Below are 23,950 nucleotides of genomic sequence, written 5' to 3' on the forward strand. Positions count from 1 at the left end.
GAGAAGTGGGCTCTGTAGATAATTCGCAGCGAAATCAGTAGTAAGGCGGATGCCAGCGGCGTTCCGGCGATGTTGCGCCGCCGCTTTCGCGCGGTGAATCGGTTGACTTGGCGCCAGAATACACGGACAAAATAGTCCCAGGTCGCGCAAAGGCGACGGGGGAGGATATGCGATGCGGCGGTTTCACGGGATAGGTGCGCTCTCTGCGCTGGCACTGGTGATCGGAGCGCCCGGCGCCGTGGCGCAAGTGGCGACGGGGGTGCCCGCGCCGGTCGCGGGCGCGGCGCCGATGACGGTGCAGCGGATCAAGGTCCATTCGCCTGCGATCGAGGGGAATCTGGAGGGCGAGACCGCCGATCGCGACGTGATCGTGATGCTCCCGCCCAGCTATGCCAAGAACCCGGGCCGCCGCTATCCCGTGCTCTATGCGCTGCACGGCTATTCGATCGGTGCGGAGCAGTGGAGCAAGGAAATCCATGTTCCCCAGACGATCGAAGGCGCGTTCGCCAAGGGCGCGAAGGAAATGATCGTCGTGCTGCCCGACAGCAAGACCATCCATAACGGGTCGATGTATTCCAGCTCGGCTACGACCGGCGATTTCGAGACCTTCGTCTCGCGCGATCTGGTCGCCTATGTCGACGCGCATTACCGCACGCTGCCGACGCGCGAGAGCCGCGGGCTGGTGGGGCATTCGATGGGTGGCTACGGCGCAAGCCGGATCGGCATGAAGCACGCCGACGTGTTCGGCGCGCTGTACATGATGAGCCCGTGCTGCATGTCTGCGCGCGACCCGGCGCAGTTCGATCCCAAGGCGGGGGCGAAGCTGGAAGCAGTCAAGTCGCTGGAGGAAGCGACCAAGCTGGGCTGGGGCGAGCGTGCGCAGCTGGCGACGGCGGCGGCATGGTCGCCCAATCCGGCGAACCCGCCGCTGTTCCTCGACCTGCCGGTGAAGGACGGCAAGGTGCAGGCCGATGTGGTCGCCAAATGGGCGGCCAATGCGCCGCTGTCGTTCGTGGACCAGTATATCGGCGCGCTGCGCCGCTATCGCGCGATCGCCATCGACGTGGGCGACAAGGACGGGCTGCGCTTCGACGCGCAGAAGCTGCATGCCGTGCTCGACAGCTACCGCGTGCCCAACAGCTTTGAAATCTATGCCGGCGACCACACCAGCGCAGTGGCAACGCGGTTCCAGGAGTTTGTCATGCCGTTCTTCAGCCGCAACCTGGTGTTCGAGCGTCGGCGATGAGCGCAGGGGCGGCAATCCGGCGCGGGCTGTGGATCGGGGCGGCGCTGGCGATCGCGTCGCCGGCGGCGGCGCAGGTGTGGCGTTCGGACCAGGGCGACGGCACGTTCCGCAACCCGGTGCTCTATGCGGACTATCCCGATCCCGACGTGATCCGCGTCGGCAGCGACTATTATTTCGCCTCCACCACCTTCGCCAACGTGCCGGGGATCACGATCCTGCATTCCAAGGATCTGGTGAACTGGACGCTGTACAGCCATGTCGCCGATCGGCTGGAAGGCACCGAGAAATACGATCTCAAGAACGGCGACGGCTATCGCCACGGGCTGTACGCCGCCAGCCTGCGCCACCGCGACGGCATGTTCTACATCGCGGTCACGCCGGTCGGGCTGAAGACGCGCATCTATTACAGCCCCGACCTGAAAGGGCCGTGGAAATATCACGAGCTGGACCGCGAGGCGTTCGACCCGGCATTGTTCCTCGATGACGATGGCACCGGCTATCTCGCCACGTCCACCACGGCGGACGGGACGATCACGCTCCTGACGCTCGACAAGGATCTTGCCCGCGTCACCGATGCGCGCAAGATCCATTATATTCGCGGCGCCGAGGGATCTAAGATCCTCAAGCGCAACGGCTGGTATTATATCTTCAATTCGATCCCGCCCCGGCTGGGGATGACGGTGTCGCGCGCGCGCAGCCTGTTCGGCCCGTGGGAGACGCGCAACCAGATCGACGACAAGACCGGCGGGCACCAGGGTGCGCTGGTCGACTTGCCCGATGGCAACTGGTTCGGATTCGTCATGGTCGATGCGGGATCGATCGGGCGGATGACCAATTTCAGCCCGGTATTCTGGGAGGACGACTGGCCGGTCTGGGGCACGCGCGAGGCGCCGGGTCGCGTGCCCGAGCGGGCGCGCAAGCCGATCGCCGGCTTCCCCTTTGCCGAGCCTGCGACCTCGGACGATTTCGCGCAGCCTACGCTGGGGATGCAGTGGCAGTGGAACCATAATCCCGACAATGCCCGCTGGTCGCTGACCGAGCGCCCCGGCTTCCTGCGGCTGCGCGCCACCACCGCGCCGACGCTGTGGAGCGCGCGCAACACGCTGACCCAGAAGGGGCAGGGGCCGCGCAGCCGGGCGGTGGTGAAGATGGACATCAGCCATGTCCGTGCCGGCGACCGCTGCGGCTTCGGCACGTTCGGCCAGTATAGCGCGACGATCGCGGCGAGCCGGGGCGCCGACGGCAAGCCGTTCCTCGCCATGTCGGTGCTGGAAAGCACCGATCAGGGGCCGAAGACCGACCTGCGCGTCGCGCGCCAGCCGATTGCGGGGTCGCAATTGTGGGTGGCGGTGGACGCCGACTTCACGACCGATCTGGGCGCGCTGTCGTACAGCCTGGACGGCGCGCGCTGGACGCCGCTGGGCGGGGCCTTCCCGCTGGCGTTCGCGTGGCGCACCGGCACGTTCCAGGGCGAGCAGTTCGCCATCTCGTGTTTCAATCCGCAGCCGAGCACCGGCTATCTCGACGTCGATTCCTTCACCTTGTCTCCGGGCAAGCCGTGATCCGCAGGGGACACCGCATGACACCGATCAAACGGGGCATCGCCGCCCTGCTCGCAACCGCGATGCTGCCGCTGGCGGCGCATGCCGGCCCGCTCGACCCGACCGGGCGCTGGACCGGCTATACGCGCGGCAGCGCGAGCCTGCCGCCGATGGGGTGGAACAGCTGGAACGCCTTCACCAGCGACATTGACGAGGCCAAGCTGATGGCATCGGCGCAGATCATCGTCGATTCCGGGCTGGCGGCGAAGGGCTATCGCTATATCGACATCGACGATGGCTGGTGGCTGAAGCGCCGGACCAGCGACGGGCGGATGATCATCCGCACCGCCACCTTCCCCTCGGCGGCAACCCCGGATGGCAGCACGAGCTTTCGCCCGCTGACCGATCGGCTGCACGCCATGGGGCTCAAGGCCGGCATCTATTCCGACATTGGGCGCAACAGCTGCGGCCAGGTGTTCACGTCCACCTTCCCCAACCAGCCCGAAGGCAGCGTGGCGGAGCGCGAAGTGGGGCTGTACGGCCATGTCGACCAGGACATCCGCCTGTACTTCGCCGAATGGGGCTTCGATCTGATCAAGGTCGACGGATGCGGCATAAGGGGGCTGCCGGCCACCGATCCCAAGGTGCTGTCGGGCCAGTACCGCGCCTTCGCGCCGCTGGTGGACGCGGATTCGCTCGCGCGCACCGATGTCGCGGCGGTCCGGCGGCTCTATGCCGAGGTCGGGCAGGCGCTGGAACGGCACAATCCCGACAACGACTTCCTCTTCTCCATCTGCATCTGGGGCGCCGCCGATTCGCGTTCCTGGTCCAAGGACGTGGGCAGCATCTCGCGCACCAGCGAGGATATTTCTCCCACCTGGAGCCGGATGCTCCACAATCTGGACAGCGTGATCCGGCGCCCGCTCTATGCGCATCCGGGATCGTGGAACGATCCCGACATGCTGTTCGTCGGCAGCGGCGATTTCGACGAGAAGCATCTGGTCGAGGCGCGCTCGCACTTCACGCTGTGGGCGATGGTCAATGCGCCGCTGTTCATCGGCTATGACCTGCGCAAGGCGCCGCGCGAATTGCTCGACATACTCGGCAACGAGCGCATCATCGCGCTGGATCAGGATGCGGCGGGGAACCAGGCCGTGCTGGCCTATGACGGCGACGACGTGTCGATCCTGGTCAAGACGCTGGCCGATGGGAACAAGGCAGTGGCGATCCTCAACCGCACCTCGGCGCCGCTCGCCGCGACGCTGACCGCGAGCCATCTGAAGCTGCTGGCGGATGCCGATATCGACCTGACCGATCTGTGGAGCGGGGCCAGCCTGCGTTTTCGCGGCGAGCACAAGTTCCAGCTGGGCGCGCGCGAGACGCTGGTGTTCAAGGCGCGTGGGACGCGGCGGTTGGCGGACGGCGTGTACCTGTCCGAACAGCCGGGGCGCGTGAACCCGGCGGTGGACGGCGTGGTCGTGCCCGAAGCGGAGCCGCTGATCCACCGCGCGATCCTGCCCTGGATGAGCACGCGCGGCACGGGCGAGCGGCCGCGCTATGGCGGCTGGGGCGGATCGCAGGCCGACAGCACGCCCTATGGCGCAATGCTGTCGCTGGCCGGCAAACGCTATGACACCGGCATCGGCGCGCTGGCCAATTCGCGGCTGGAAGTGCGCAACCAGGGCTTTGCCCGGTTCAGCGCCACCGTGGGGATCGACGATTCGGCGCGCGACCGCAGCCAGCCGGTGACCTTTGCCATCTATGGCGACGGCAAGCTGCTCGCGCAGGCCAAGGCGGTCCGGTACGGCGCGGCGCCGGTGGCGCTGTCGGCCGATATACGCGGTGTAAAGCTGATCGAACTGGTCGCGCGCACGCCGCAGGGCACGCGCTTTCCCGATCCGGTGACGTGGGGGGACGCGGCGCTCCGGCGTTGAATGTTTTTTTGGCGGTGCCGGCCCGCTCCCCCACCCGGCCACCCATAGAATACTGCCGTTGGGTGGCCGGGTGGGGGAGCGGGCCGGCACCGCGAGGCGAACGCGCGCGGACGCTCACATCGCGGTGCGCGTGTCCTCCAGCGCCAGTTCGACCAGCGTGCGCATCGCGGCGCTTGCGGCTTCGGGGTCGCCCGCGATCACGGCGTCGCACACGCGCATGTGATCGGGCACGGGATCGCGTGGGAGTGCGCGGACGCGCTGTTTGAACTGGGTGGTCCAGTTGACGGCGGCGCCGATGCTGGCGCTGAGCGCGACCAGTGCATCGTTGTGGGTGGCGCGTAGCAGGATGTCGTGGAAATCGCGGTCGGCGGCGCGGCCTTCCTCGGTGGCGAGGGTGTAGCGCCGCATCCGCACCAGCGCGCCCTTCAGGTCGCGGATGTCGGCCTTGTCGCGCCGCTCGGCCGCCAGCCGCGCGGCGGCGGGCTCGACGATCGCGCGCAGTTCGAACAGGTCGCGGACGAAATCCAGGTCGGGCTCGCCCGAAAAGGCCCAGGCGAGCACGGCGGGGTCGAGGATGTTCCAGCGGCTGCGCGGCAGCACCCGCGTGCCCGCCTTGGGCCGGCTCTCCACCAGCCCCTTGGCGGTCAGCACCTGCACCGCCTCGCGATAGGCGCTGCGCGACACGTCGAGGGCCTCGGCATTCTCGACTTCGCCGGTCAGCCGCTCGCCCGGCGCGATCTGGCCGGATACGATCGCGGTGCCCAGATAATGCGCCACGGCGCCGCGCAGGCGGCGGCCAGAGCCCTTGGGCGTGCGGGTCAGCGGTGCGGTGGTGTTGTCGTCGGCGGCGGGCAGCGCGTCGTTATCGGTCGGCATTCAGTCTGCTCCTGTCATTTCGCCATGCCCGATCCGCCGGGCGATGCCAAGCAACGCATGATTGCGTTTGTCGGATCGGCTGAATATGTCGGACTAAATAGGCCGACCGCGGCGGTCGGCATCGGGAGAGCAAGTTATGGTGTTTCGGCTTTTGCAGCATCGCGCGGCGGACGGCACGCGGCGCGTGATTGCCGCGCGTGATGGCGATGCGCGCTTCGTCGTCGGTATGCCCGACGTCCGCACGCTCGCGCTGCAGGCGATCGAGCGTGGCGTCTCGCTGGCCGAGGCGGTCGATGCGTGCGGGCTGGAGGGGCAGGTGGACCTGGAGGCCGAACTGGCGGCCGGCACGCTGATCGCGCCGATCGACCATGCCGATCCGGCCCACCTGATCCTGACCGGCACCGGGCTGACGCACCTTGGCTCCGCCGAGGGCCGCGACAAGATGCACCGCGATGCCGCCGCCGCCGCGCACCAGACCGATTCGATGCGGATGTTCCTGGAAGGCGTCGAGGGCGGCAAGCCGGCACCGGGGCAGGTGGGGCAGCAGCCCGAATGGTTCTACAAGGGCAATGGCGTGCATCTGGTCGATCCGGGCGCGGCGCTGGAAATGCCCGATTTCGCGCAGGATGGCGGCGAGGAGCCGGAGCTGGCGGGCATCTACCTGATCGGACCCGACGGCACGCCGCACCGGCTGGGCATCTGCCTTGCCAACGAGTTCAGCGACCATGTGACCGAGCGGCACAATTACCTGTGGCTCGCCCATTCCAAGCTGCGGCAGGCGGCACTCGGCCCCGAGCTGCTGGTCGGGGCCCCGCCGGCGGACGTGCGCGGTACCAGCCGTATCCTGCGCGATGGCGAGACGCTGTGGGAAAAGCCGTTCCTGTCGGGCGAGGACAATATGTCGCACACCCTCGCCAATCTGGAACACCACCACTTCAAATACCCGGTGTTCCGCGTTCCGGGCGACGTCCACGTCCACTTCTTCGGCACCGCCACGCTGTCGTTCAGCGACGGCATCCACACCGAGACGGGCGATGTGTTCGAGATCGCGGCGGCGCCGTTCACGCTGCCGCTGCGCAACCCGCTGGCCCGCAGCGCGGCCGAGACGGTCGAGGTTCGCGCGCTCTGATCTGGGCGAGGGGGATGGCGTGGCGGCCATCCCCCTGCTTCCTCAGCCGTCGATCTGGACGACGAGGATCGACTTGGCTGGCAGCTCTAGCGTCACGCCGTCGCCGCTGGCCTTGGCCGTATAGGGCCGGGGCGTCACTGCATCGGGCTTGTCGAAGGTGTTGACGCTGTCCACGCGCGGCGCGGTCAGCACCTGGCCCGTCGCGCCGCGTGCGCGCACGCCGGCGAACGACGCCTTCACCGTGGCGGGCTTGTTCGGATCGAGGTTGGTCACTGCCACCCACAGCTTGCCACTGGTGTCGCGCGCCGCGATCGCATCGACGCGCGGCAGTTCGATGTCGCCCTGGACATAGCGGCCGGCGTCGAAGCTGGCGGGCACGAAGGTCGCGTCCTGGAACGGCAGGTACATCTTGAACACATGATAGGTGGGGGTCAGGACCATGCGGTCCTTGTCCGTCAGGATCATCGCCTGGAGCACGTTGATCATCTGCGCGATGTTGGTCATTTTGACGCGATCGGCGTGGCGGGCGAACAGGTTGATGTTGAGCGCGGCGATGATCGCGTCGCGCAGCGAGTTCTGCTGCTGGAGGAAGCCGGGATTGGTGCCCGGCGTGGGCTTCAGCCAGACGCCCCATTCGTCGACGACCAGCGGCACTTTCTTCTCGGGATCATATTTGTCCATGATCGCCGAGTGCTTTGCGATCATGCCGTCCATCGCCAGCGTCGCCTTGACCAGCCGGGCATAGGCCGCCTCGTCGAAATTCTCGCTGGCCAGCGCAGGCGGCCAGCCGGCGGTGGTGTAGCTGTGGAGCGACAGCCCCTCGATGCTCCACGCCCAGTTATGGCCCTTGTACGCCTTCATCACCGCTTCGGTGTAGCCGGTATCCTCGCCGTCCGGGCCCACCGCGATGCGCTGCATCGTCTCGGTGCCGGTCTGGGCGGGATTGAAGTTGCGGACGAAGCGGGCGAACGGCTTCATCACATCGACATAATGGTCGGGCGTCATCGAGCCGCCACAGCCCCAGGTTTCGTTGCCGATACCCAGATATTTTACCTTGTACGGCGCCGGATGGCCGTTGGCGGCGCGTTCCTTGCCCGCCGTGGTGTTGGGGTCGGCGGTCATATAGGCCATCCAGTCGGCGGCTTCCTCGACCGTGCCCGAGCCGACATTGACTGAGACATAGGCCTCGCTGCCGATCTGGTCGATGAAGTCGAAGAACTCGTCGGTCCCGAACGTGTTGGGCTCGACCGCATCGCCCCAGTTGGAATTGATCGTCTTGTGCCGGTTCGCCGCCGGGCCGATGCCGTGGCGCCAGTGATATTCGTCGGCGAAGCAGCCGCCCGGCCAGCGGACATTGGGGACGCGGATCGCGCGCAGTGCCGCCACCACATCCTTTCGGATGCCGCGCACATTGGGGATCGGCGAATCCTTGCCCACCCATACGCCGCCATAGATGCCGGTGCCGAGATGTTCGGCGAACTGGCCGAAGATGTTGCGATCGATCTTTGGCCCCGGCTTGCCCGCATCGACCGTCAGCGCGATCGGCGCGCCGGCGGAGGTCTGCGCCCAGACCGGCGCAGTGGTGGACAGCAGCAGCGCGGCGGCAGCGGCTAGGCGAAGCGGGCGTCTCAGCATCGGTGTTCTCCGTCGAATGGCAGGAAGGATCGCGGCGCCGGGCCGTCAGCGGGCCCGGGCGTTCGCAGGAAAGGGGAAGCGATCGACCGTGGCCGGCAGCGCGCGCCGGGGAGTGGCGTCGCGAGGACGCACGGGGTCGGTTTCATGCTGGCCCATCCATCCTCCCTCGACGTCCCCTGTATAGGGCTGCCCCGCCCGAGGATCGTTCGCCCCGACAATAGTCCGACAAGTTGAGCCGTCAAGCGGCTGTTCGGAGGGGCCGCAGGCGATGCTGGTCGGGTGTATAGTAGGGGTAAACGCAAGCGCGGGTCGGCGCCGTCGTGTTTGTCGCATATCCGTAACAACTTCGTCACTGCAGTGCAGCATCGCGAGCGCAAAGGCCGCTCCGCAACCGGGCAATGCCGGTGAAAGGGGACTATCCATGACTTTGCGTTCGACGCTGCTCTGCGGCGTGCCTCTCGCGCTGCTCTTTGCCGCACCTGCCGCGGCACAGGTCTCCGCCGATCCCGCGCCCGCAACCGGCGCCGAGGATCAGGGTGACATCGTCGTGGTCGGCACGCTGCAGGGCGAACGCAAGGCGATCGACGCCAAGCGCGACGCCAACAACTTCACCGAAGCGCTCTACGCCAACGACGTCGGCAAGCTGCCCGACCAGAACGTGGCGGAGGCCGTGCGCCGCCTGCCGGGCCTGTCGGTCGCGAACGACCAGGGCGAGGGGCGCTATGTCATCATTCGCGGCGTGAACCCCAATCTGGTCAATGTCGTGCTCAACGGCCTGACGCTGCCCGCGCCCGAGCCCGATGGCCGTCAGGTGAAGCTGGACGACATCCCCTCGTCGCTCATCAACGGCGTGATCGTCACCAAGTCGCTCACCGCCGATCAGGACGCCAACGCGATCGGCGGCGAAGTGAACATCCAGACGCTGACGGCGTTCGATCAGGCCAAGCCGTTCTTCGTCAACGCCCGCGCGCAATATGGCTGGGCGCACCTCAACGGCAAACATCCGTATGAAGGCGACGTGCAGGTCGGTGGCCGCTTCGGTCCCGATCAGCAGTTCGGCGCGGTGCTGGCGCTCAACTACTCCAAGCGTCCGATCGAATCGGAGAATTTCCAGGGTTCGAGCGCGTGGCGCGTGCCCGCCGCCAGCACCGGCGCGAACCAGAGCTATGTGCTGCCCGACACGGCGGCGCTGCGCGATTACAACCTGACCCGCACGCGCAAGGGCGCGGTGCTGAACCTGGACTGGCGCCCGAACGACACGACCAAGCTGTTCCTGCGCGGCACCTATTCCAAGTTCGACGATAACGAGACGCGCGACCAGTTCATCATCGACAACCAGTCCGCCTTCACCAACCAGACCGCGACGACCGGCACGTTCAAGGGCCGGGGCAGCATGCGCGTGCGGCGCCGGATCGAGAAGGACAACACCAAGTCGGTGCAGGGCGGCGGCAGCTTCGCGCTGGCGGGCGGCACGCTCGACCTGGCGGGTGCGTGGACGCGCGCGCAGAAGGAAGACCCGCTGCGCTCGGAGTATAATTTCCGCACCGGGGGCTCGGCGCTGACGGTCAATTACGACGTGTCCGACACGCCCTATTTCTTCACTCCGACGGTGCAGCCGGGGACGAACCCGACGGCTTACGGCCTGAACAGCGTCAACTATGACCACCGCAACGCCGTCGAGACGCTGTGGCAGGGCAAGATCGATTACACGCTGCCGCTGGGCATGAGCGATTCCTCGGTCAAGGTCGGTGCCAAGTTCCTCGACCGGCACAAGACCAACGAACGCGATTACCGGACCTACAGCCTCACCAGCGGCCGCACCTTCACCTATGCGTCGGTCGCGCGGCTGGGCGATCAGAGCTTCTACAATGGCGACTACAGCTTCCCCGCGCGCGTCGATTATGACGCGGCGGAGGCGTTCCTGGCCGCCAATCCCGGCACGGTCACGGTGAACACCGCCAGTTCGCGCGCGAACAGCCTGGCGAACGATTACGACGTGCGCGAACAGATCTATGCCGGCTATGCCATGGCGACGCTCAAGTTCGGCAGCCTGACGCTGGTGCCCGGTGTTCGCGTCGAGCACACGCGCGACCGGACCAAGGGCAAGCTCATCACGGCCGCATCGACGCTGGACCAGGGCTATAATGTCGAGGGCGCGAAGGATTATACCGACGTGTTCCCCGGGCTGAACGCGCGCTTCGACATGGCGGACCGGCTGGTCCTGCGCGGCGCGGCGACGACCGCGATCGGCCGCCCCAACTATCCTGATCTGTCGCCCTATGTTTCGGTCGACACCACCACCAGCCCGCGCCCGACGGTGACGCTCGGCAACCCGGACCTGAACCCGTACAAGGCGGTCAACCTCGACGCGGCGGTCGAATATTACCTGCCGGGGCAGGGGCTGTTGTCGGTTGGTGCGTTCTACAAGCGGATCGACAACCCGATCTACACCGGCACCCGGATCAACGTCGCGGGCACCTTTGCCGGCCAGACCTTTGCCAGCGCCGACGTGGTCCAGCCGGGCAATGTCGATGTCGCCTATGTGCGCGGGATCGAGGCGAACGCGCAGGTGCGTTTCACCTTCCTGCCCGGCGCGCTGAGCGGACTGGGCTTTGCGGTGAACTATGCGCACATCACCGGGCATGGCGAGGGGACGATCCCCGGTGCCACGCCGCGCACGGGCGACTTGCCGCTGTTCCTGCAATCGAAGGACGTTGGCACGGCACAGGTGTTCTATGAGAAATACGGCATCGCCGCGCGCGTCGCCTATTCCTATCGCTCGCCCTATCTCGACACGCTGGGTGCGACGGCGGCGGACGACCAGTATACCGACAAGAACGGCCAGCTCGACCTCAACCTCAGCTATCAGGTCAGCCCGGAACTGACCTTCTTCGGCCAGGCGCTGAACCTCACCGACGCGCCGTGGCGGCGCTATGTCGGCAGCAAGAACCAGCTTATCGAGCGCGAGCGGTACGGCTACAGCTTCCGCTGGGGCGCGCAGCTGCACTTCTAGAGGGACCGGAACCGATGCGTCGATTGATCCTTGCCGGGGCGTTGCTCGCCACCACTGCGCCGCTGGCCGCGCGCGAACCGGCGCCGCCGGCGGGGCTCAAGGCCGACCGCGTCGTGGTGCTGATGCGCCACGGCGTCCGCCCGCCGACCAAGGCGCCGCCGATGCCCGAGGGCACGGCGCGCGATGCGTGGCCGAGCTGGCCGGTGCCGCCGGGATACCTGACCCCCAATGGCGCGGCGGCGGTGCGGCTGCTGGGCAGCTACGACCGGGCACAGTGGATCGCGGCCGGCGTGCTGCCGCAGGGCGGCTGTGCGCGGATGCGGATCGTGGCGGACAGCGACCAGCGCACCATCGCGACCGCGCAGCACTATCTCGCCACGCTGTCGCCCGATTGCGTGGTGCCGATCGAGCACAAGCCGCAGGATGTGCCCGACCCCCTCTTCTCGCCGATCGACGAACAGGCCGTGGCATTCGATCCCGCCGCCGCGCGGCGCGCCGTGCTGGCCGGCCTCGGCCCGCGCGGCCTTGCGGCGGAAGAGGCGCGGCTGCGCCCGCTGCTGACGCGGCTGGATGCGATATTGTGCGATGGCGCGCCGATCGGCCCGTGCGGCGTATCGCGCGAGCCGACCGGGCTGACTCCGGTGACGCCGCACAAGCGCCCCAAGCTGACCGGGGCGCTGGATCGCGCATCGACGGCGGCGCAGATCCTGTTGCTGCAATATGCCGATGGCAAGCCGATGGCGCAGGTCGGTTGGGGCCGGGCGAGCGCCGCCGACATCGCGGCGCTGGCGGAATTGCATGCGGTGGAGTTTCGCATCCTCGCCCGGCCCCGGCTGGTCGCGAAGGCCAATCTGGGCCTGATCGCGCCGCTGATCGCCGACGCAGTCGCGCGGCCCGAGGGGGACGCGGTGACCATGATCTCGGGCCACGACACCAATGTCGCGAGCCTGGGTGGGCTGCTGGGGCTGCACTGGAGCGTGCCGGGGCTGTCGGCGGACGATCCCGCGCCGGGCGGGGCAATCGTGTTCGAGCGCCTGCGCGACGCGCGCGGGCGGCTCTATGTCCGCGCGCTGTACCGGGCGCAGACGATCGACCAGATCCGTGCGCTGACCCCGCTGACCGGTGCCGATCCCTATGTCACGGTCATGCCGATCGCGGGCTGCCGGGCGTTGGGACAGCCGGGTCTTTGCACGCTGGCGCAGTTCACGGCGGCGCTGAAACGCTGAGCGACGCCGCGCACGCGGCTTGCATCGCCGGCACAAAGGACTAGCGGGGGCTGCGGCAGGGCGGCTCCCCGCTTTGCCATGGGCGCGCGTTGCGCCCGTGGGGGCGTTCGATGAAGCGGGTGACGACGGGCAGGGCGCGATCGCGCTGGTGCGGGGCGGCGGCGATGCTGTTCGCCGCCCCGGCAGCGGCGCAAACGGGCGCCCGTCCCGACGATGCTTCGGACGCGCTCACGATCTCCGCGTCGGTGCGGGTGCGGTATGAATCGATCGCGGGACAAGTGCGGCCCGGCTTTCCCGAGCATGAGGATCTGGTCGCGATCCGCACGACGCTGGCCGCCGAGTATCATGCCGGCCCGGTGCGCATTGGCGGCGAGCTGTACGACAGCCGCGTGTATGACGCCGATCCCAACGGCGTGGTGAGCGCCAACGACGTCAATACGTTCGAGCCGGTGCAGGCCTATGCCGCGCTCGATCTCGACGCGCCCTTTGGCGCAAAGAGCAGCGCGACGGTGCAGGTCGGGCGGTTCATGCTCAATATCGGGTCGCGCAGGCTGATCGCCGCCGATGATTACCGCAACACCACCAGCGGCTATACCGGGGTGCGCACCGACCTCACGCTGGCGGGCGGGGTTTCGGCGACGCTGCTCTACGTCCTGCCGCAGACGCGCCTGCCCGAAGACCGGGACGACGTGGTCCATAATCGCTGGGCGCTGGATCGCGAGAGCGGCGACACCCGGCTTTGGGGCGGGATGGTCACCAAGGACCGGGCGTTCGGCGCGACGAGCATCGAGCTAGGCTATTTCGGGTTCAAGGAGCGCGATGCCCCCGGCGTGGCGACTCGCGACCGGCATTTGCAGAATATCGATGTGCGTGTGTTGCGCGAGCCCGCGCCGCGCGCCTGGGATTATGAGGTCGAGGGCATCTACCAGTTCGGCAGCGCGCGTGCGGGCACGGCGGCGGGGGCGGTGGAGCAGCAGGTCGCAGCCTGGTTCGGCCATGCGGACCTTGGCTATACGCTGGCGGGCGGGTGGAAGCCGCGCCTGTCGGTGGAGGGGGACTATGCCTCGGGCGATGGACCGGGCGGCGACAATGGCCGGTTCGACACGCTGTACGGGATGCGCCGCGCCGACCTGGCGCCGTCGGGCATTTACAGCGCGATCGGGCGGGCGAATATCGCCACGCTGGGGCTGCGCACCGAAGTGACGCCGTCGAAGCGCAACGATGGCTTCCTCGCCTATCGCCTGATGTGGCTCGCCGACCGCACCGACAGCTTCGCCACGTCCGGCGTGCGCGATGCCACGGGGCGCTCGGGCAGCTTTGCGGGGCACCAGATCGAGGGGCGCTTTCGCCAGTGGATCGTGCCGACGCGGCTGCGCGGCGAGTTCAACGGCGCGTGGTTGCTGAAGCGCGGCGTGCTGCGCAACGCGCCCAACGCGCCGCACACGCCGGACAGCCTGTACCTGAGCTTTGCGGTACTGCTGACGCTATGACGTTGCGGGTTTCCAGCATGGGGCGAGTTGCGACAGCGACGCATCGACCCACGCCGCCAGCGACGAACCCATATTGGAGCGTATCGTAAGCGCGCCAGCGGCGTCGGAGGACGGGGCGGTGAGGCTGTAGCCGACACCGTCGAGCACGATCACCGCATTGTCGCCGGGCACGCCGAAGGGCGCGGGCGCGGGCATCCTGATGTCGCGCATCTTCGCCATAACCGCGTGAATGGCGGGGCACTCGGCACTGTCCGCCCAGCGTACCTCGTTGGGCTTGCCAAGCGTTTCGCGCGTGAGGCGAAGCCTGTAGCGAAACTGCGTGGCTCCCTGCCGGTCGGCAGTGGCGATGGCGACGGTTTCGCGGACATGGCTGAGCGCGCCCGCCCGGCTGAATTCGGCCCACTGCCTTGGCAGCGAGGGCTCGGGTGCGGCCTGGAGCAACAGAAGCAGGGCGGGCAGCATGGATGACCTCCGGTCTCAAACGCTGCCCCTAAGCTACAGACTCTTTGCCATATCGCAATGCACCTATTTGTGCGCCAGCCGGGCGCCGGAGGGCAGGCGTGCGGCATAATCGTCGAGCGCGCGCCGTGCGGCTGTGTCGCCCAGCAGCGTCCAGCGCCAGAAGAGCGTGCTTGCGCCGATCACGGCATCGCGGTCCGCGTCCGACGGCCCACGGCCAAAGCGCACGGTCCCGCTGAGCGTGGCATGAGTCGCCCCTGCCAGCACCATCAGATATTTGCCGCCGGGCGGCATTGCGGCGAACGGGCGCTCGCGGTCCTTGGCCGACACGCCGGGCAGCGCGGGGGTGGTGTCTGCCGTGCCGGTGATCGAGAAGAACGGGATGGCGATGGCGCCGAACGCGGCCTTGTCGTCGCCCTGCCGGGGCGGTGCGGGGCTGAAGGCGAGGGCCGCCTTAACGCGGCTGTCCGCCGCGATCCGGCCACCGGGAAAGCGCTGGCCGGCAATCGCCTGGGTCGTGTGCGCGCCGAAGCTGTGGCCCGACATGCCGATATGCGCCAGGTCGATTCGGGTCAGGTCGCACGCGCCCTCGCGGCGGCGCTGGCCGAGCTGGTCGAGGGCGAAATGGACGTCGTCGACGCGCGCGATCAGTTGCGTCGCATTGGCGGCGGCGCGCAGCCCGCCCGTGCCGAGGATCGAGCGATCGCTGCCGGGATGCTGGAGATTCACCACTGCGAAGCCGGCCCCGGCCCATGCCTCGGCCCAGAGCGTGCCACCGTCGAGCGACCCGCCAAGGCCATGGCTGAACAGGATCACCGGCACCTTCGCGGTGCCTGCCGGGATGCGGATGCGCACGGGCACGTCGCGGTTGCGCGCGGCATCGTGCCACGATGCGTCGCAAGTGACGAAGGGCGCGGCGGGTGCCGGGGCGGTGACCGGGGCCAGCAGCGACAGGGCAAGGGCGAACATGGCGGGCCTTTCCGATCAGCGCTTGCGCGCAGCCTGCATCCGATCGCGCGCGGCGGCGCGTTCGGTGGCATCGACCACGCCGTCCCTGTTGGCGTCGGCGGCGTCGAAGATCGGCATCGGCGCGGCGGCCATTTCCGCGCGCGTCACCTTGCCATCGCCATTCGCGTCGGCACCCTCGATCATGCGGTCCAGCATCTCGCCGGCCTGCGGACGGAACTTGCGCAGCCGGCCGAAATCGTCGCGGCTGACGACGCCGTCCTTGTTGCGGTCCATCTTGTCGAACCGGGCGGCGCGGCTGGCGGCATATTCGGCGCGCGTGATCCTGCCGTCGCCATTGGCATCGGCATCGGCAAAGGGATCGCCGCCCATGCGCTGCGCCAGCGCGGGGCTGGCGGTGGCGAGCAACAGGGTGGCGGTGAGTATCGATTTCATCATGGCAATCTCCTTTTAGGGGGGGCGGGCGACCGCGCCGGGGAACGCAGCGCGGTCGCCCCGGCACGATCAGCGGGGGGCTGTCGTGCCGCTGACCGTGCGGACCGCTCCCTTCGGCCCGGTCACGGTGCTGGTATAGTTGGCGGTGCCATCGCCATTGGCGACGGCGCTGGTAGCGCGACCGAAGCTGGTGCCGGCATTGGTGGTCGTCGTGCGGCTGCCCGTGTAGCTGCCCTCGCTCCAGTTGGCGGCACGGGCGGTGGTATAGCCGCGCCCGTCATTGGTCTGGGCGCTGCGCGTGGCGGCGTAGCTGCCGGGGGCGAGCGTGTGGCTGCGCGAGGTCTGGTATCCGCGGCCATTGTTGGTTTGCACGCTGCGATGGACCTGCGCCGCGCCGCGCTGGCGGCTGACCGAGCGGGTCTGGACGAAGCCGCGCCCGCCGGCACCCTGCACGCTCAACACATGGCCGCGCCGCACCTGGGCATCGGCGAGGGCGGGGGACAGCGCGGCGGTAGCCGCTGCGATTGCGATCAGGCCAAGGACATTGTGGTGCATCTTTCTACTCCCTCACAGGCGGCGTGTGCCGCTGGCAACGCAAATGCCCCGCGTCGGTAAGCCGGGTGCGTCGCCCCGGTGACGAACGGTAACGGAGTGTAACAGCCTTCGTCGCCATCTTCCCACCGCCGCGCGGAAGGGGCAGATCGGCAGCATGGACAGCAGTTGCATCGCCGTGGTCGAGGACGACCATGAAATCCGCGCGATGGTCGTCGCGCTGCTCAGGCGCGAGGGCTTCGATGCGCAGGGGTGCCCGACCACGGCGGCGTTCGACCAGTTGCACCAGCGCCAGCGGGTGGACCTGGTGGTGCTCGACGTCATGCTGCCGGGCGAGGACGGGCTGTCGCTGTGCCGCCGCCTGCGCGCGCAGGGCGACGTGCCGGTGCTGATGGTCACCGCGAAGGGCGACGACATCGACCGCATCATCGGGCTGGAGATCGGTGCCGACGATTACTTGCCCAAGCCGTTCAACCCGCGCGAGCTGATCGCCCGTGTGCGCGCGATCCTGCGCCGCACGCGCGACCGCCACCGGTTGCCCGCCACCCCCGTGCCCGAGCGCTACCGCTTCGCCGGCTGGGTGATCGACAGCGGCGCGCGCGCGCTGACCAGCCCCGAGGGCGAGAGCGTCGAACTGACCGGGGGCGAGTTCGACCTGTTGCTCGCGTTTGTCCTGCACCCGCAGCGCGTGCTCAATCGCGACCAGTTGCTCGACTGGACGCGCGGGCGCAGCGCCGGGCCGTTCGACCGCGCGGTGGACGTGCAGCTCAGCCGACTGCGGCGCAAGCTGGGCGACACCGCCGGCACGACGATCATCAAGACGGTGCGCGGTGGCGGCTACCAGCTGGCCTGCGGAGTCGAGCGGGCATGAGCATTGCCTCGAACCTGACGTTGCGCATCCTCGCGGTGCTGCTGGTCGGCTTCGTCGCGTTGCAGCTGCTCGTCTATGCCGTGACGGCGCTCCCGTCGCGGGGGGACGCGCGGCGTCCCTATAACCTGCCGCTGCCGGGGCAGGCCGCCGCGATTGCCGCCGCGCTGGAACGCACGCCGGCGGCGGATCGCCCGGCGCTGGTCGATGCGCTCGATGCGTCGCTCTACACCGTGCGGCTGGCGCACGCGATGCCAGCGGGCGCTGCCCCGGTGGATGCGGAGCTGGCGCGGATCGCGGCACATTTCACCGGCGCACTGGCGGGGCGCGCGGTGGTGGTGCAGGGCCGCACGCCGCGCTTCGGTCGCTTGCTTGGCACCAGCCCGCGCCCGGGAAGGCTGTTCGCGCCGGTCCGGGTGTCGATCGCGCTGCGCGGCGGCGACGTGCTGGTGCTGACCAGCCGGCCTTCCGCCGTGATCCGCAGCTATATGCGCGGGCGTGCCGCGATCGGGGCGGTGGGCGGGCTGCTGGTGCTCGCGGCGCTGATGCTTGCCATCCGCCAGACGACGCGCCCGCTGGTGCGGCTGTCGCAGGGCGTGCGTGGATTTGGCGCGACGCTGGACGCGCCCGACCTGCCGGTGGCGGGGCCGCGCGAAGTGCGGGGGCTGGCGACGGCGTTCAACGAAATGAAGACGCGCATCCGCGAGCTGATGGACGAGCGCACGCGGATTTTGGCGGCCATCGCGCACGACATGCGCACCTATCTCACCCGCCTGCGACTGCGCGCCGAGTTTATCGACGACCCCCTCCATCGCGAACGGGCGGCCCGCGATCTGGACGAGATGACGGCGCTGCTCAACGACACGCTGTTCCTGGCGCAAGGAGAGGCAGCGCCTGTGCAGGCAGCCGCCATCGACCTGTCCGCCGAATGCGCGGCGACCATCGCGATCCGGCGCGAACTGGGCGATGCGGTGACATTCGAGGCGGCGGGGCCGCTATGGGTGCGCGTCGCGCCGCTCTCGCTGCGCCGCATTCTGGGCAATTTGATCGACAACGGGCTGCGCCATGGCACCGCCGTAATGGTGCGCGCCGAGGATAGCGGGGCGGGTGTGGAACTGGTGGTCGAGGACGACGGCCCCGGTGTGCCCGAGGCGGCGCTGGTCCGGCTGGGCGAGCCGTTCGGGCGCATCGACCCGTCGCGCAATCGCGATGCGGGCGGGGCGGGGCTGGGCCTTGCCATCGTCCGCGCGCTGGCGGTGCGCGACGGCGCGTCGCTCAGCTTCGCCAACCGGGCCGAGGGCGGGCTTCGCGTCGTGGTGCGCTATCCCGCCTGACGGCCTTCAGGGTTGCGCGGGCGCGTCCCAGCCGAGCCCCAGCGCCTTTTGCAACGCGACATAATCGGTGGTGAGCCCCGCCGTCGCGGCGATGACGTTCTGTTCCGCCGCCAGCCGGTTGCGCTCGGCATCCAGCGCCTGGGTGCGCGTCGCGGTGCCGGCGCCATAGCGCTGCTGCATCAGCGCGGCGGCACGATCCGCCGCCGCCTTTACCTGCGCCAGCGACGCCAGCGTTTCGCGCCGGTGTCCGAAGCGCGACAGTGAATCCTCGGCATCCTGCAACGCGCGCAGCACGGCCTGGCGATAGGTCGCCTCCGCCTCGTCGCGGGCGCCCTCGGCCTGACGCACGCGCGCCGCACCGCGCCCGAAGTCGAGGAAACTCCATTGCAGCGTCGGCATCGCCAGCGCGGCGAGATTGTCGAGATTGGTCAGCGCCGAGGGCGAGGTGCCGCCCAGGCCGAGGATGCCCATGAAGCTGAGCCGGGGAAAGCGCGACGCCTCCGCCACGCCAATCCGCGCCGTGCTGGCGGCCAGCTGGCGCTCGGCGGCGCGGATGTCCGGGCGGCGCTGGAGCAGCGCGGCGGGATCGCCGACCGCGACCGCGGCGGGGGGCAGCGGGATCGCGCCGGGCGTCGCGAGCATCGCGTCCAGCGTGCCCGGCGCTGCGCCGGTCAGCACCGCCAGTGCGTTCTGATAGGCTTCGATCTCCGCGCCAATCGGCACCAGCTGGGCATCGGTGCTGCGCACCTGGCCCTCCAGCTGCTCGACTTCGAGTTGCGAGGCGACGCCCTGCGCACGGCGCTGGCGGGTCAGTTCCAGCATCTGGCGCTGCATCTCGCTGGCCTGTTTGGCCAGTTGCAGCCGCAGCTGGCGGTCGCGCAGATTGACATAGGCCTGCGCGACTTCGGCGGTCAGCTGGACCTGCGTATCGGCGACATTGGCCTCGGCTGCGGCAAGGCTGGCGCGCGCCGCCTCGACCGTGCGCCGCTGGCCGCCGAACAAGTCGATCTCCCAGCTCGCGTCGAAGCCGAGGTTGTAGAAGTCGAGCGAGGTCGGGGACTCGTTGCTCGATCCTTCCTCGCGGGAGCCGGTCAGGCTGCCCAGATCCACGCCCGGAATCTCGGCATGGACATAGCGTGCCGACGCGGCCCCGCCGGGCAGCGCATTGGCGCGCTCCAGCCGCACCGCCGCGCGCGCCTGTCGCATCCGTGCCTGCGCCACGGCGATGCCGGGATTGGCGGCGAGGGCGCGCGTCTCCAACTCGTCGAGCGGGGCGTCGCCCAGCGTCGTCCACCAGCGCCCGGCGACGGGGGCCTGTGCCGTCGTCGCATTGGCGCCGCGCGCGAAGGTCGCGGGGGCGTCCCCCGCCGCCAGCGGCTTGGGCGCGCCGGCATAGTTGGGGCCGACGGTGCAGCCTGCGAGCAGGACGAGCGTGGCGAAGGGAGCGAGCGTGCGCATGGCGTTCCTCAATGCATGACGATCGGCCCGCCTTGCGGCAGCGGGCGGAGGAAAAGGACAAGCGGGGTGACGACGACGATGCCGACCGCGAGCAGCCAGAACATGTCGTTATACGTCATCACCAGCGCCTGTTGCTGGATGGTGCCGCCCAGCGAGCGGAGCGCGGCGGCCTGGCTGCCGAATTGCTGGGTCAGCCCGGCGACGTAATCCTGTACGCCGACCGAATTGGCGGACAGGCTCTCCTCCAGCCGGCGGGCGTGGAAATAGCTGCGCTGGTCCTGCACCGTCGCCAGCAGCGCCAGCCCGATCGACCCGCCGATATTGCGCGCGGCGTTGAACAGGCCGGAGGCATCGCCCGCCAGCTCTGGCGGGACCGAGCGGATCGCCGCCTGATTGAGGAACAGCATCACGAAGATCGTGCCGACGCCGCGTAGCAGCTGGGATTCGGTAAAGGCGCTGCCCGTCGAGTCCGCCGTCAGCACGGTATCGGTCCAGCAGCTATACGCCATCACCATCAGCCCGAACGCCACGGCGATGCGGATGTCGATATAGCGCATCAGGAACGGCGTGAACGGCATCAGGATCAGGCTGGGGATGCCCGCCAGCAACACGACATGCCCCGCCTGAAGGGCGTTGTAATCGGCGATGATCGCCAGGAACTGCGGGATCACATAGGAGGTGCCATACAGCACCGCGCCCAGCACCAGCCCCATCACCACCACGCTGCCGAACTGGCGATCGAGCAGCAGTTTCATACGGATGACGGGCTTTCGCGCGAAGAACTGTCCCGCCAGCAGCAGGATGAAGCCGAAAGCGGTCATCACGCTCAGCTGGATGATAAGCGCGGATTCGAACCATTGCTCGCGCTGGCCCTCTTCGAGCACCACGGTCAGCCCGCCCAGCCCCAGCGCGAGGCCGGCGATGCCCAGCCAGTCGGCTTGGCGCAGTTCGGACAGCTTCGCCTTCTGGTGCGGCAGGCCGACGAGCAGCAGCGTGATGAGTATCGCGCTGACCGGCACGTTGAGGAAGAACGCATAATGCCAGCTGATCGTCTCGGTCAGCCAGCCGCCGATCAGCGGACCCAGCACCGGGCCCAGGATCGCGGTGACGCCGAACATCGCCGTGCCGATCGGTTGCTGGTGCGGCGGCAGGCGCGTGGCGATGATCGTCATCGCCGTGGGGATCAGCGCGCCGCCGGTGATCCCCTGACCCACGCGCCCGACGATCATCATCGACAGCGAGGTCGAGACGCCGCACAGCACCGAAAAGCCCGTGAACAGCGTCACTGCGATCAACAGGAAGGTGCGTAGCCCCAGCACGCGCTCCAGCCAGGCGCTGAGCGGGATGATTACGATTTCGGCGACCAGATAGGAGGTGGCGATCCACGTCCCCTCGGTCCCGCTCGCGCCGATTTCGCCCTGGATGGTGGGGAGCGAGGAGTTGACGATCGAAATGTCGAGCGTCGCCATCAGCGCGCCCAGGCTGCCCGCCGCGACGGCCAGCCAGGCGCCGAAATCGGCGTTCTGGGGACGTGCGCCGGCCTGTGGCTTGCCCCGTGCAGGGGCGGGGGCGGTTGCGGCGCTCATTTGCCGGCCGTGCGGGCTTTCTGCTCGCGCTCGATCTGTTCGCGCGCGCCGCGTGCCGAGCGCGTATCGACGCTGACGTCCACCGACATGCCGGGCAACAGCAGCTTGCGCGCCTCGGGCCCCGCGTCGATCGCGATGCGCACCGGAATACGCTGGACGATCTTGGTGAAGTTGCCGGTCGCGTTCTGCGGCGGGAGCAGCGAGAATTGCGCGCCGGTGCCCGGCGAGAAGCTCTCGACCCGGCCGTGCATCTCGACGCCGTCCAGCGCATCGACCTTGATCGTCACGGGCTGGCCCGGGCGCATCAGCGCGACCTGGGTTTCCTTGAAATTGGCCTCGACATACAGCTTCTGGGTCGGGACGATCGACATCAGCCGCACGCCGGGCTGGATGAACTGTCCCGCCTGCACCGTCTTGTCGCCGACGCGACCGTCGATCGCCGCGCGCAGGATCGTCGAGCCCAGATTGACGTTCGCGGCCGAAAGCTGGGCCTCGGCGGCGCGGCCCTGGGCCTGCGCCTGGCCGATCTGCGCCTGCAGCGTGCCGACGCGGCGTTCGGCCGCGGACAGCGCGGCGCGGGCGGCGGCGACCTGCGACGCGGCCTGCTTCTCCTGGTCGCGCAGCTGCGACAGCCGCTCGCGCGTCTCGGCGCCCGAAGCGGCGAGGGGCGTATAGCGCGCGACTTCGCCCTGGGCGAAGGTGAGGCTGCTCTGCGCCTGTGCCAGCTGCGCGCGGGCCTGTTCGATGCCTGCCTGCTGCTCGCGGATCTGGGCGCGCACGCCCTCGGCATTGGCGCGGGCCACGCCGATCTGCGCTTCGAACTGTTCGGTCTGGGCGCGATAGTCGCGCGGGTCGATCTGGGCGAGCGGCTGGCCGGCCTTCACCTGCTGGTTGTCGGTGACGAACACGCGCTCGACCTGCCCGCCAACCTTGGACGACACGATCACTGCGTCGCTCTGGATATAGGCGTCGTTCGTCGCCTGCTGGTATTTCCCGAAGCTCTGGTAGCGCGTGTACCACAGGACGCCGAGCACCAGCGCCACGATGACGATCGCGAGCAGGATCAGCCGCACGCGCGGATTTTTTAGCGGCGAGGGCTTCGCAGCTGCATCTTCTTTCGGGGCAGTCGCGTTGTCGCCGTCTGGCGCGTTGGGACGATCCGTTTCGGACATGGACTCGGCGTTCCTGTGCTTGGGCTCTGTGGTGGCGTAAATGCTCGCACTTGCAGCATAATGCAATACCATATAATGAGGGCCCACCTAAGTATGATAGACCGTGACCATCTCGCCAAGGAATTCGGCAGGCTCTTCCTGCGGATACACCGTTTGCTCGATCGCCGTATGGCGCAGAGCGGGGCTTCGCTGGCGCGCGCCAAGATCCTGATGCTGGTGGCGCGCGAGGGGCCCGCGCGGGCTGCGGACATCGCAGAGATCTTCAATCTGGCGCCGCGCACCGTGACGGAGGCGCTGGACGGGCTGGAGCGCGACCATCTCGTCCTGCGCACCCCCGACGCGAAGGACCGCCGGGCCAAGCGTGTGACGATCACCGATCAGGGCAGGGCGGCGCTGGCGACCGTGGAGCCGCTGCGGTTGGGACTGGTCGAGCAGATTTTCGGCGTGCTCGACGAAGACGAATGCCGGGCGCTGGAGTCAATCCTCGCCAAGCTGGCCGTGCCGATCACGGACCAGGAACAGCGCGGGTAAACCCGTAGCTTGCGCGGCGCGCCGGCTGTGATAGCATTTCGCCGCGACCATCGAAGAATGGCGCAAGGAGAGGTGCCATGCAGCGATACGAGCCTGCGCTGTGCCAATGTAGTTTCGGCCTGTTGTGCTGCGCCAGCGGCAGCGCGCTGGCGATTACCCTCGTGGCGTTGATGGTCTTTCGCTAGGGGCGCGCGCGCGTCACTCCCGCTCCAGCCGCCACGCCGCGCTCAGATACTCATCCGCCGCCTGCTTGAGCTGCGGGTGCTTGGGAAAGGCGTCCGCCGGCGAGGGCGCAAAGCCGAGCGCCTCCATCAGCGTCCACAGCGCGAACCGCCGGGCCGGGTCGCGCTCCACCCCGAAATCGATTCCCAGCCGCTCCTTGCCCGCCGCCAGCGCGGCATCGTCGATCGCGTCGGGATCGTCGGTTCCGAAATAATGGTTGAGCAGCGCATCCAGGTCCATGGCGGCCCTCCTCGGCCCGGTGGCGGCGCTTGGCAAG

Annotated in this window: 20 protein-coding genes; 10 read left to right on the forward strand and 10 right to left on the reverse strand. The window is 68.6% G+C overall.

Translation table 11 applies throughout. The features are described 5' to 3' along the window. Positions 1-172: 172 nt before the first annotated feature. The 3 genes from ACG3SL_RS05895 to ACG3SL_RS05905 are packed head-to-tail and all read left to right on the forward strand — an operon-like array spanning position 173 to position 4,721. Complete coding sequence (locus tag ACG3SL_RS05895) at positions 173-1,246, forward strand: alpha/beta hydrolase (protein ID WP_448664209.1); 1,074 nt, start codon at positions 173-175, stop codon at positions 1,244-1,246. Then, positions 1,243-2,808, forward strand: coding sequence for a glycoside hydrolase family 43 protein (locus tag ACG3SL_RS05900; RefSeq protein WP_448664210.1), 1,566 nt, complete (start codon positions 1,243-1,245; stop codon positions 2,806-2,808). Before ACG3SL_RS05895 ends, ACG3SL_RS05900 begins: the two co-directional genes overlap by 4 nt. A gap of 17 nt (positions 2,809-2,825) precedes the next feature. Further along, positions 2,826-4,721, forward strand: a complete 1,896-nt coding sequence (locus ACG3SL_RS05905) for an NPCBM/NEW2 domain-containing protein (protein ID WP_448664211.1) — start codon at positions 2,826-2,828, stop codon at positions 4,719-4,721. 114 nt (positions 4,722-4,835) lie between these two features. Here ACG3SL_RS05905 and ACG3SL_RS05910 read toward each other — a convergent pair whose 3' ends face one another. Further along, the gene (locus tag ACG3SL_RS05910) at positions 4,836-5,597 is read right to left on the reverse strand and encodes a FadR/GntR family transcriptional regulator (RefSeq protein WP_448664212.1); all 762 of its coding nucleotides are present in this window, start codon (positions 5,595-5,597) and stop codon (positions 4,836-4,838) included. A 136-nt stretch (positions 5,598-5,733) separates the two neighbouring features. On the opposite strand from ACG3SL_RS05910, the gene araD1 reads away from it, so the two are divergent. Next, positions 5,734-6,726: an AraD1 family protein gene (araD1, locus tag ACG3SL_RS05915; protein WP_448664213.1), complete on the forward strand. Its 993-nt coding sequence runs from the start codon at positions 5,734-5,736 to the stop codon at positions 6,724-6,726. Positions 6,727-6,768: 42 nt separating this feature from the next. On the opposite strand, the gene ACG3SL_RS05920 is transcribed toward araD1, so the two are convergent. Next, positions 6,769-8,361: an alpha-N-arabinofuranosidase gene (locus ACG3SL_RS05920; protein WP_448664214.1), complete on the reverse strand. Its 1,593-nt coding sequence runs from the start codon at positions 8,359-8,361 to the stop codon at positions 6,769-6,771. Between the two features lie 421 nt (positions 8,362-8,782). Between ACG3SL_RS05920 and ACG3SL_RS05925 the strand changes: the two genes are divergently transcribed. The 3 genes from ACG3SL_RS05925 (at position 8,783) to ACG3SL_RS05935 (ending at position 14,090) form a co-directional block, all read left to right on the forward strand. Further along, entirely contained in the window at positions 8,783-11,374 is a 2,592-nt protein-coding gene (locus tag ACG3SL_RS05925; RefSeq protein WP_448664215.1) for a TonB-dependent receptor, read from the forward strand. Positions 11,375-11,388: 14 nt separating this feature from the next. Beyond that, complete coding sequence (locus ACG3SL_RS05930; protein WP_448664216.1) at positions 11,389-12,600, forward strand: histidine-type phosphatase; 1,212 nt, start codon at positions 11,389-11,391, stop codon at positions 12,598-12,600. A gap of 110 nt (positions 12,601-12,710) precedes the next feature. Next, complete coding sequence (locus tag ACG3SL_RS05935; RefSeq protein ID WP_448664217.1) at positions 12,711-14,090, forward strand: alginate export family protein; 1,380 nt, start codon at positions 12,711-12,713, stop codon at positions 14,088-14,090. Here the strand turns inward: ACG3SL_RS05935 and ACG3SL_RS05940 are convergent. The 4 genes from ACG3SL_RS05940 to ACG3SL_RS05955 all read right to left on the reverse strand — a co-directional run bounded on the left by ACG3SL_RS05940 (position 14,085) and on the right by ACG3SL_RS05955 (position 16,505). Next, complete coding sequence (locus tag ACG3SL_RS05940) at positions 14,085-14,552, reverse strand: hypothetical protein (protein ID WP_448664218.1); 468 nt, start codon at positions 14,550-14,552, stop codon at positions 14,085-14,087. The genes ACG3SL_RS05935 and ACG3SL_RS05940 overlap by 6 nt on opposite strands. Before the next feature lie 63 nt (positions 14,553-14,615). Continuing rightward, the gene (locus ACG3SL_RS05945; protein WP_448664219.1) at positions 14,616-15,518 is read right to left on the reverse strand and encodes an alpha/beta hydrolase family protein; all 903 of its coding nucleotides are present in this window, start codon (positions 15,516-15,518) and stop codon (positions 14,616-14,618) included. A 15-nt stretch (positions 15,519-15,533) separates the two neighbouring features. Then, complete coding sequence (locus tag ACG3SL_RS05950; RefSeq protein WP_448664220.1) at positions 15,534-15,953, reverse strand: EF-hand domain-containing protein; 420 nt, start codon at positions 15,951-15,953, stop codon at positions 15,534-15,536. Between the two features lie 66 nt (positions 15,954-16,019). Beyond that, positions 16,020-16,505, reverse strand: a complete 486-nt coding sequence (locus ACG3SL_RS05955) for a hypothetical protein (RefSeq protein ID WP_448664221.1) — start codon at positions 16,503-16,505, stop codon at positions 16,020-16,022. Positions 16,506-16,659: 154 nt separating this feature from the next. On the opposite strand from ACG3SL_RS05955, the gene ACG3SL_RS05960 reads away from it, so the two are divergent. Then, positions 16,660-17,373: a response regulator gene (locus ACG3SL_RS05960; RefSeq protein ID WP_448664222.1), complete on the forward strand. Its 714-nt coding sequence runs from the start codon at positions 16,660-16,662 to the stop codon at positions 17,371-17,373. Beyond that, a complete protein-coding gene (locus ACG3SL_RS05965) occupies positions 17,370-18,704 on the forward strand; it encodes an ATP-binding protein (protein ID WP_448664223.1) in 1,335 nt (444 codons plus the stop codon). Before ACG3SL_RS05960 ends, ACG3SL_RS05965 begins: the two co-directional genes overlap by 4 nt. Before the next feature lie 6 nt (positions 18,705-18,710). Here ACG3SL_RS05965 and ACG3SL_RS05970 read toward each other — a convergent pair whose 3' ends face one another. From ACG3SL_RS05970 to ACG3SL_RS05980, 3 genes are read right to left on the reverse strand one after another with little or no spacing between them, the layout of a single operon-like run. Then, on the reverse strand, positions 18,711-20,162 hold the full coding sequence (locus tag ACG3SL_RS05970; RefSeq protein ID WP_448664224.1) for an efflux transporter outer membrane subunit: 1,452 nt from the start codon (positions 20,160-20,162) through the stop codon (positions 18,711-18,713). Between the two features lie 8 nt (positions 20,163-20,170). Beyond that, positions 20,171-21,748 carry an MDR family MFS transporter gene (locus ACG3SL_RS05975; protein WP_448664225.1) on the reverse strand — a complete coding sequence of 526 codons (1,578 nt, stop codon included), beginning with the start codon at positions 21,746-21,748 and terminating at the stop codon, positions 20,171-20,173. Then, complete coding sequence (locus ACG3SL_RS05980) at positions 21,745-22,920, reverse strand: HlyD family secretion protein (protein WP_448664226.1); 1,176 nt, start codon at positions 22,918-22,920, stop codon at positions 21,745-21,747. Before ACG3SL_RS05980 ends, ACG3SL_RS05975 begins: the two co-directional genes overlap by 4 nt. Positions 22,921-23,013: 93 nt before the next feature. Between ACG3SL_RS05980 and ACG3SL_RS05985 the strand changes: the two genes are divergently transcribed. Further along, entirely contained in the window at positions 23,014-23,451 is a 438-nt protein-coding gene (locus ACG3SL_RS05985; RefSeq protein WP_448664227.1) for a MarR family winged helix-turn-helix transcriptional regulator, read from the forward strand. A 198-nt stretch (positions 23,452-23,649) separates the two neighbouring features. Here the strand turns inward: ACG3SL_RS05985 and ACG3SL_RS05990 are convergent, their stop codons facing one another. Continuing rightward, positions 23,650-23,913: a hypothetical protein gene (locus ACG3SL_RS05990; RefSeq protein ID WP_448664228.1), complete on the reverse strand. Its 264-nt coding sequence runs from the start codon at positions 23,911-23,913 to the stop codon at positions 23,650-23,652. Positions 23,914-23,950 lie beyond the last annotated feature (37 nt).

The organism is Sphingomonas degradans (assembly GCF_053502645.1).

Excerpts from the sequence above, each read along its gene's own strand:
- ACG3SL_RS05980 (WP_448664226.1), bottom strand. The coding sequence starts at position 22,920 with ATGTCCGAAACGGATCGTCCCAACGCGCCAGACGGCGACAACGCGACT.
- ACG3SL_RS05965 (WP_448664223.1), top strand. The coding sequence starts at position 17,370 with ATGAGCATTGCCTCGAACCTGACGTTGCGCATCCTCGCGGTGCTGCTG.
- ACG3SL_RS05920 (WP_448664214.1), bottom strand. The coding sequence starts at position 8,361 with ATGCTGAGACGCCCGCTTCGCCTAGCCGCTGCCGCCGCGCTGCTGCTG.
- ACG3SL_RS05895 (WP_448664209.1), top strand. The coding sequence starts at position 173 with ATGCGGCGGTTTCACGGGATAGGTGCGCTCTCTGCGCTGGCACTGGTG.
- ACG3SL_RS05930 (WP_448664216.1), top strand. The coding sequence starts at position 11,389 with ATGCGTCGATTGATCCTTGCCGGGGCGTTGCTCGCCACCACTGCGCCG.
- ACG3SL_RS05925 (WP_448664215.1), top strand. The coding sequence starts at position 8,783 with ATGACTTTGCGTTCGACGCTGCTCTGCGGCGTGCCTCTCGCGCTGCTC.
- ACG3SL_RS05970 (WP_448664224.1), bottom strand. The coding sequence starts at position 20,162 with ATGCGCACGCTCGCTCCCTTCGCCACGCTCGTCCTGCTCGCAGGCTGC.
- ACG3SL_RS05935 (WP_448664217.1), top strand. The coding sequence starts at position 12,711 with ATGAAGCGGGTGACGACGGGCAGGGCGCGATCGCGCTGGTGCGGGGCG.
- ACG3SL_RS05975 (WP_448664225.1), bottom strand. The coding sequence starts at position 21,748 with ATGAGCGCCGCAACCGCCCCCGCCCCTGCACGGGGCAAGCCACAGGCC.
- ACG3SL_RS05940 (WP_448664218.1), bottom strand. The coding sequence starts at position 14,552 with ATGCTGCCCGCCCTGCTTCTGTTGCTCCAGGCCGCACCCGAGCCCTCG.
- ACG3SL_RS05900 (WP_448664210.1), top strand. The coding sequence starts at position 1,243 with ATGAGCGCAGGGGCGGCAATCCGGCGCGGGCTGTGGATCGGGGCGGCG.
- ACG3SL_RS05960 (WP_448664222.1), top strand. The coding sequence starts at position 16,660 with ATGGACAGCAGTTGCATCGCCGTGGTCGAGGACGACCATGAAATCCGC.
- ACG3SL_RS05905 (WP_448664211.1), top strand. The coding sequence starts at position 2,826 with ATGACACCGATCAAACGGGGCATCGCCGCCCTGCTCGCAACCGCGATG.
- araD1 (WP_448664213.1), top strand. The coding sequence starts at position 5,734 with ATGGTGTTTCGGCTTTTGCAGCATCGCGCGGCGGACGGCACGCGGCGC.
- ACG3SL_RS05910 (WP_448664212.1), bottom strand. The coding sequence starts at position 5,597 with ATGCCGACCGATAACGACGCGCTGCCCGCCGCCGACGACAACACCACC.
- ACG3SL_RS05955 (WP_448664221.1), bottom strand. The coding sequence starts at position 16,505 with ATGCACCACAATGTCCTTGGCCTGATCGCAATCGCAGCGGCTACCGCC.
- ACG3SL_RS05950 (WP_448664220.1), bottom strand. The coding sequence starts at position 15,953 with ATGATGAAATCGATACTCACCGCCACCCTGTTGCTCGCCACCGCCAGC.
- ACG3SL_RS05945 (WP_448664219.1), bottom strand. The coding sequence starts at position 15,518 with ATGTTCGCCCTTGCCCTGTCGCTGCTGGCCCCGGTCACCGCCCCGGCA.
- ACG3SL_RS05985 (WP_448664227.1), top strand. The coding sequence starts at position 23,014 with ATGATAGACCGTGACCATCTCGCCAAGGAATTCGGCAGGCTCTTCCTG.
- ACG3SL_RS05990 (WP_448664228.1), bottom strand. The coding sequence starts at position 23,913 with ATGGACCTGGATGCGCTGCTCAACCATTATTTCGGAACCGACGATCCC.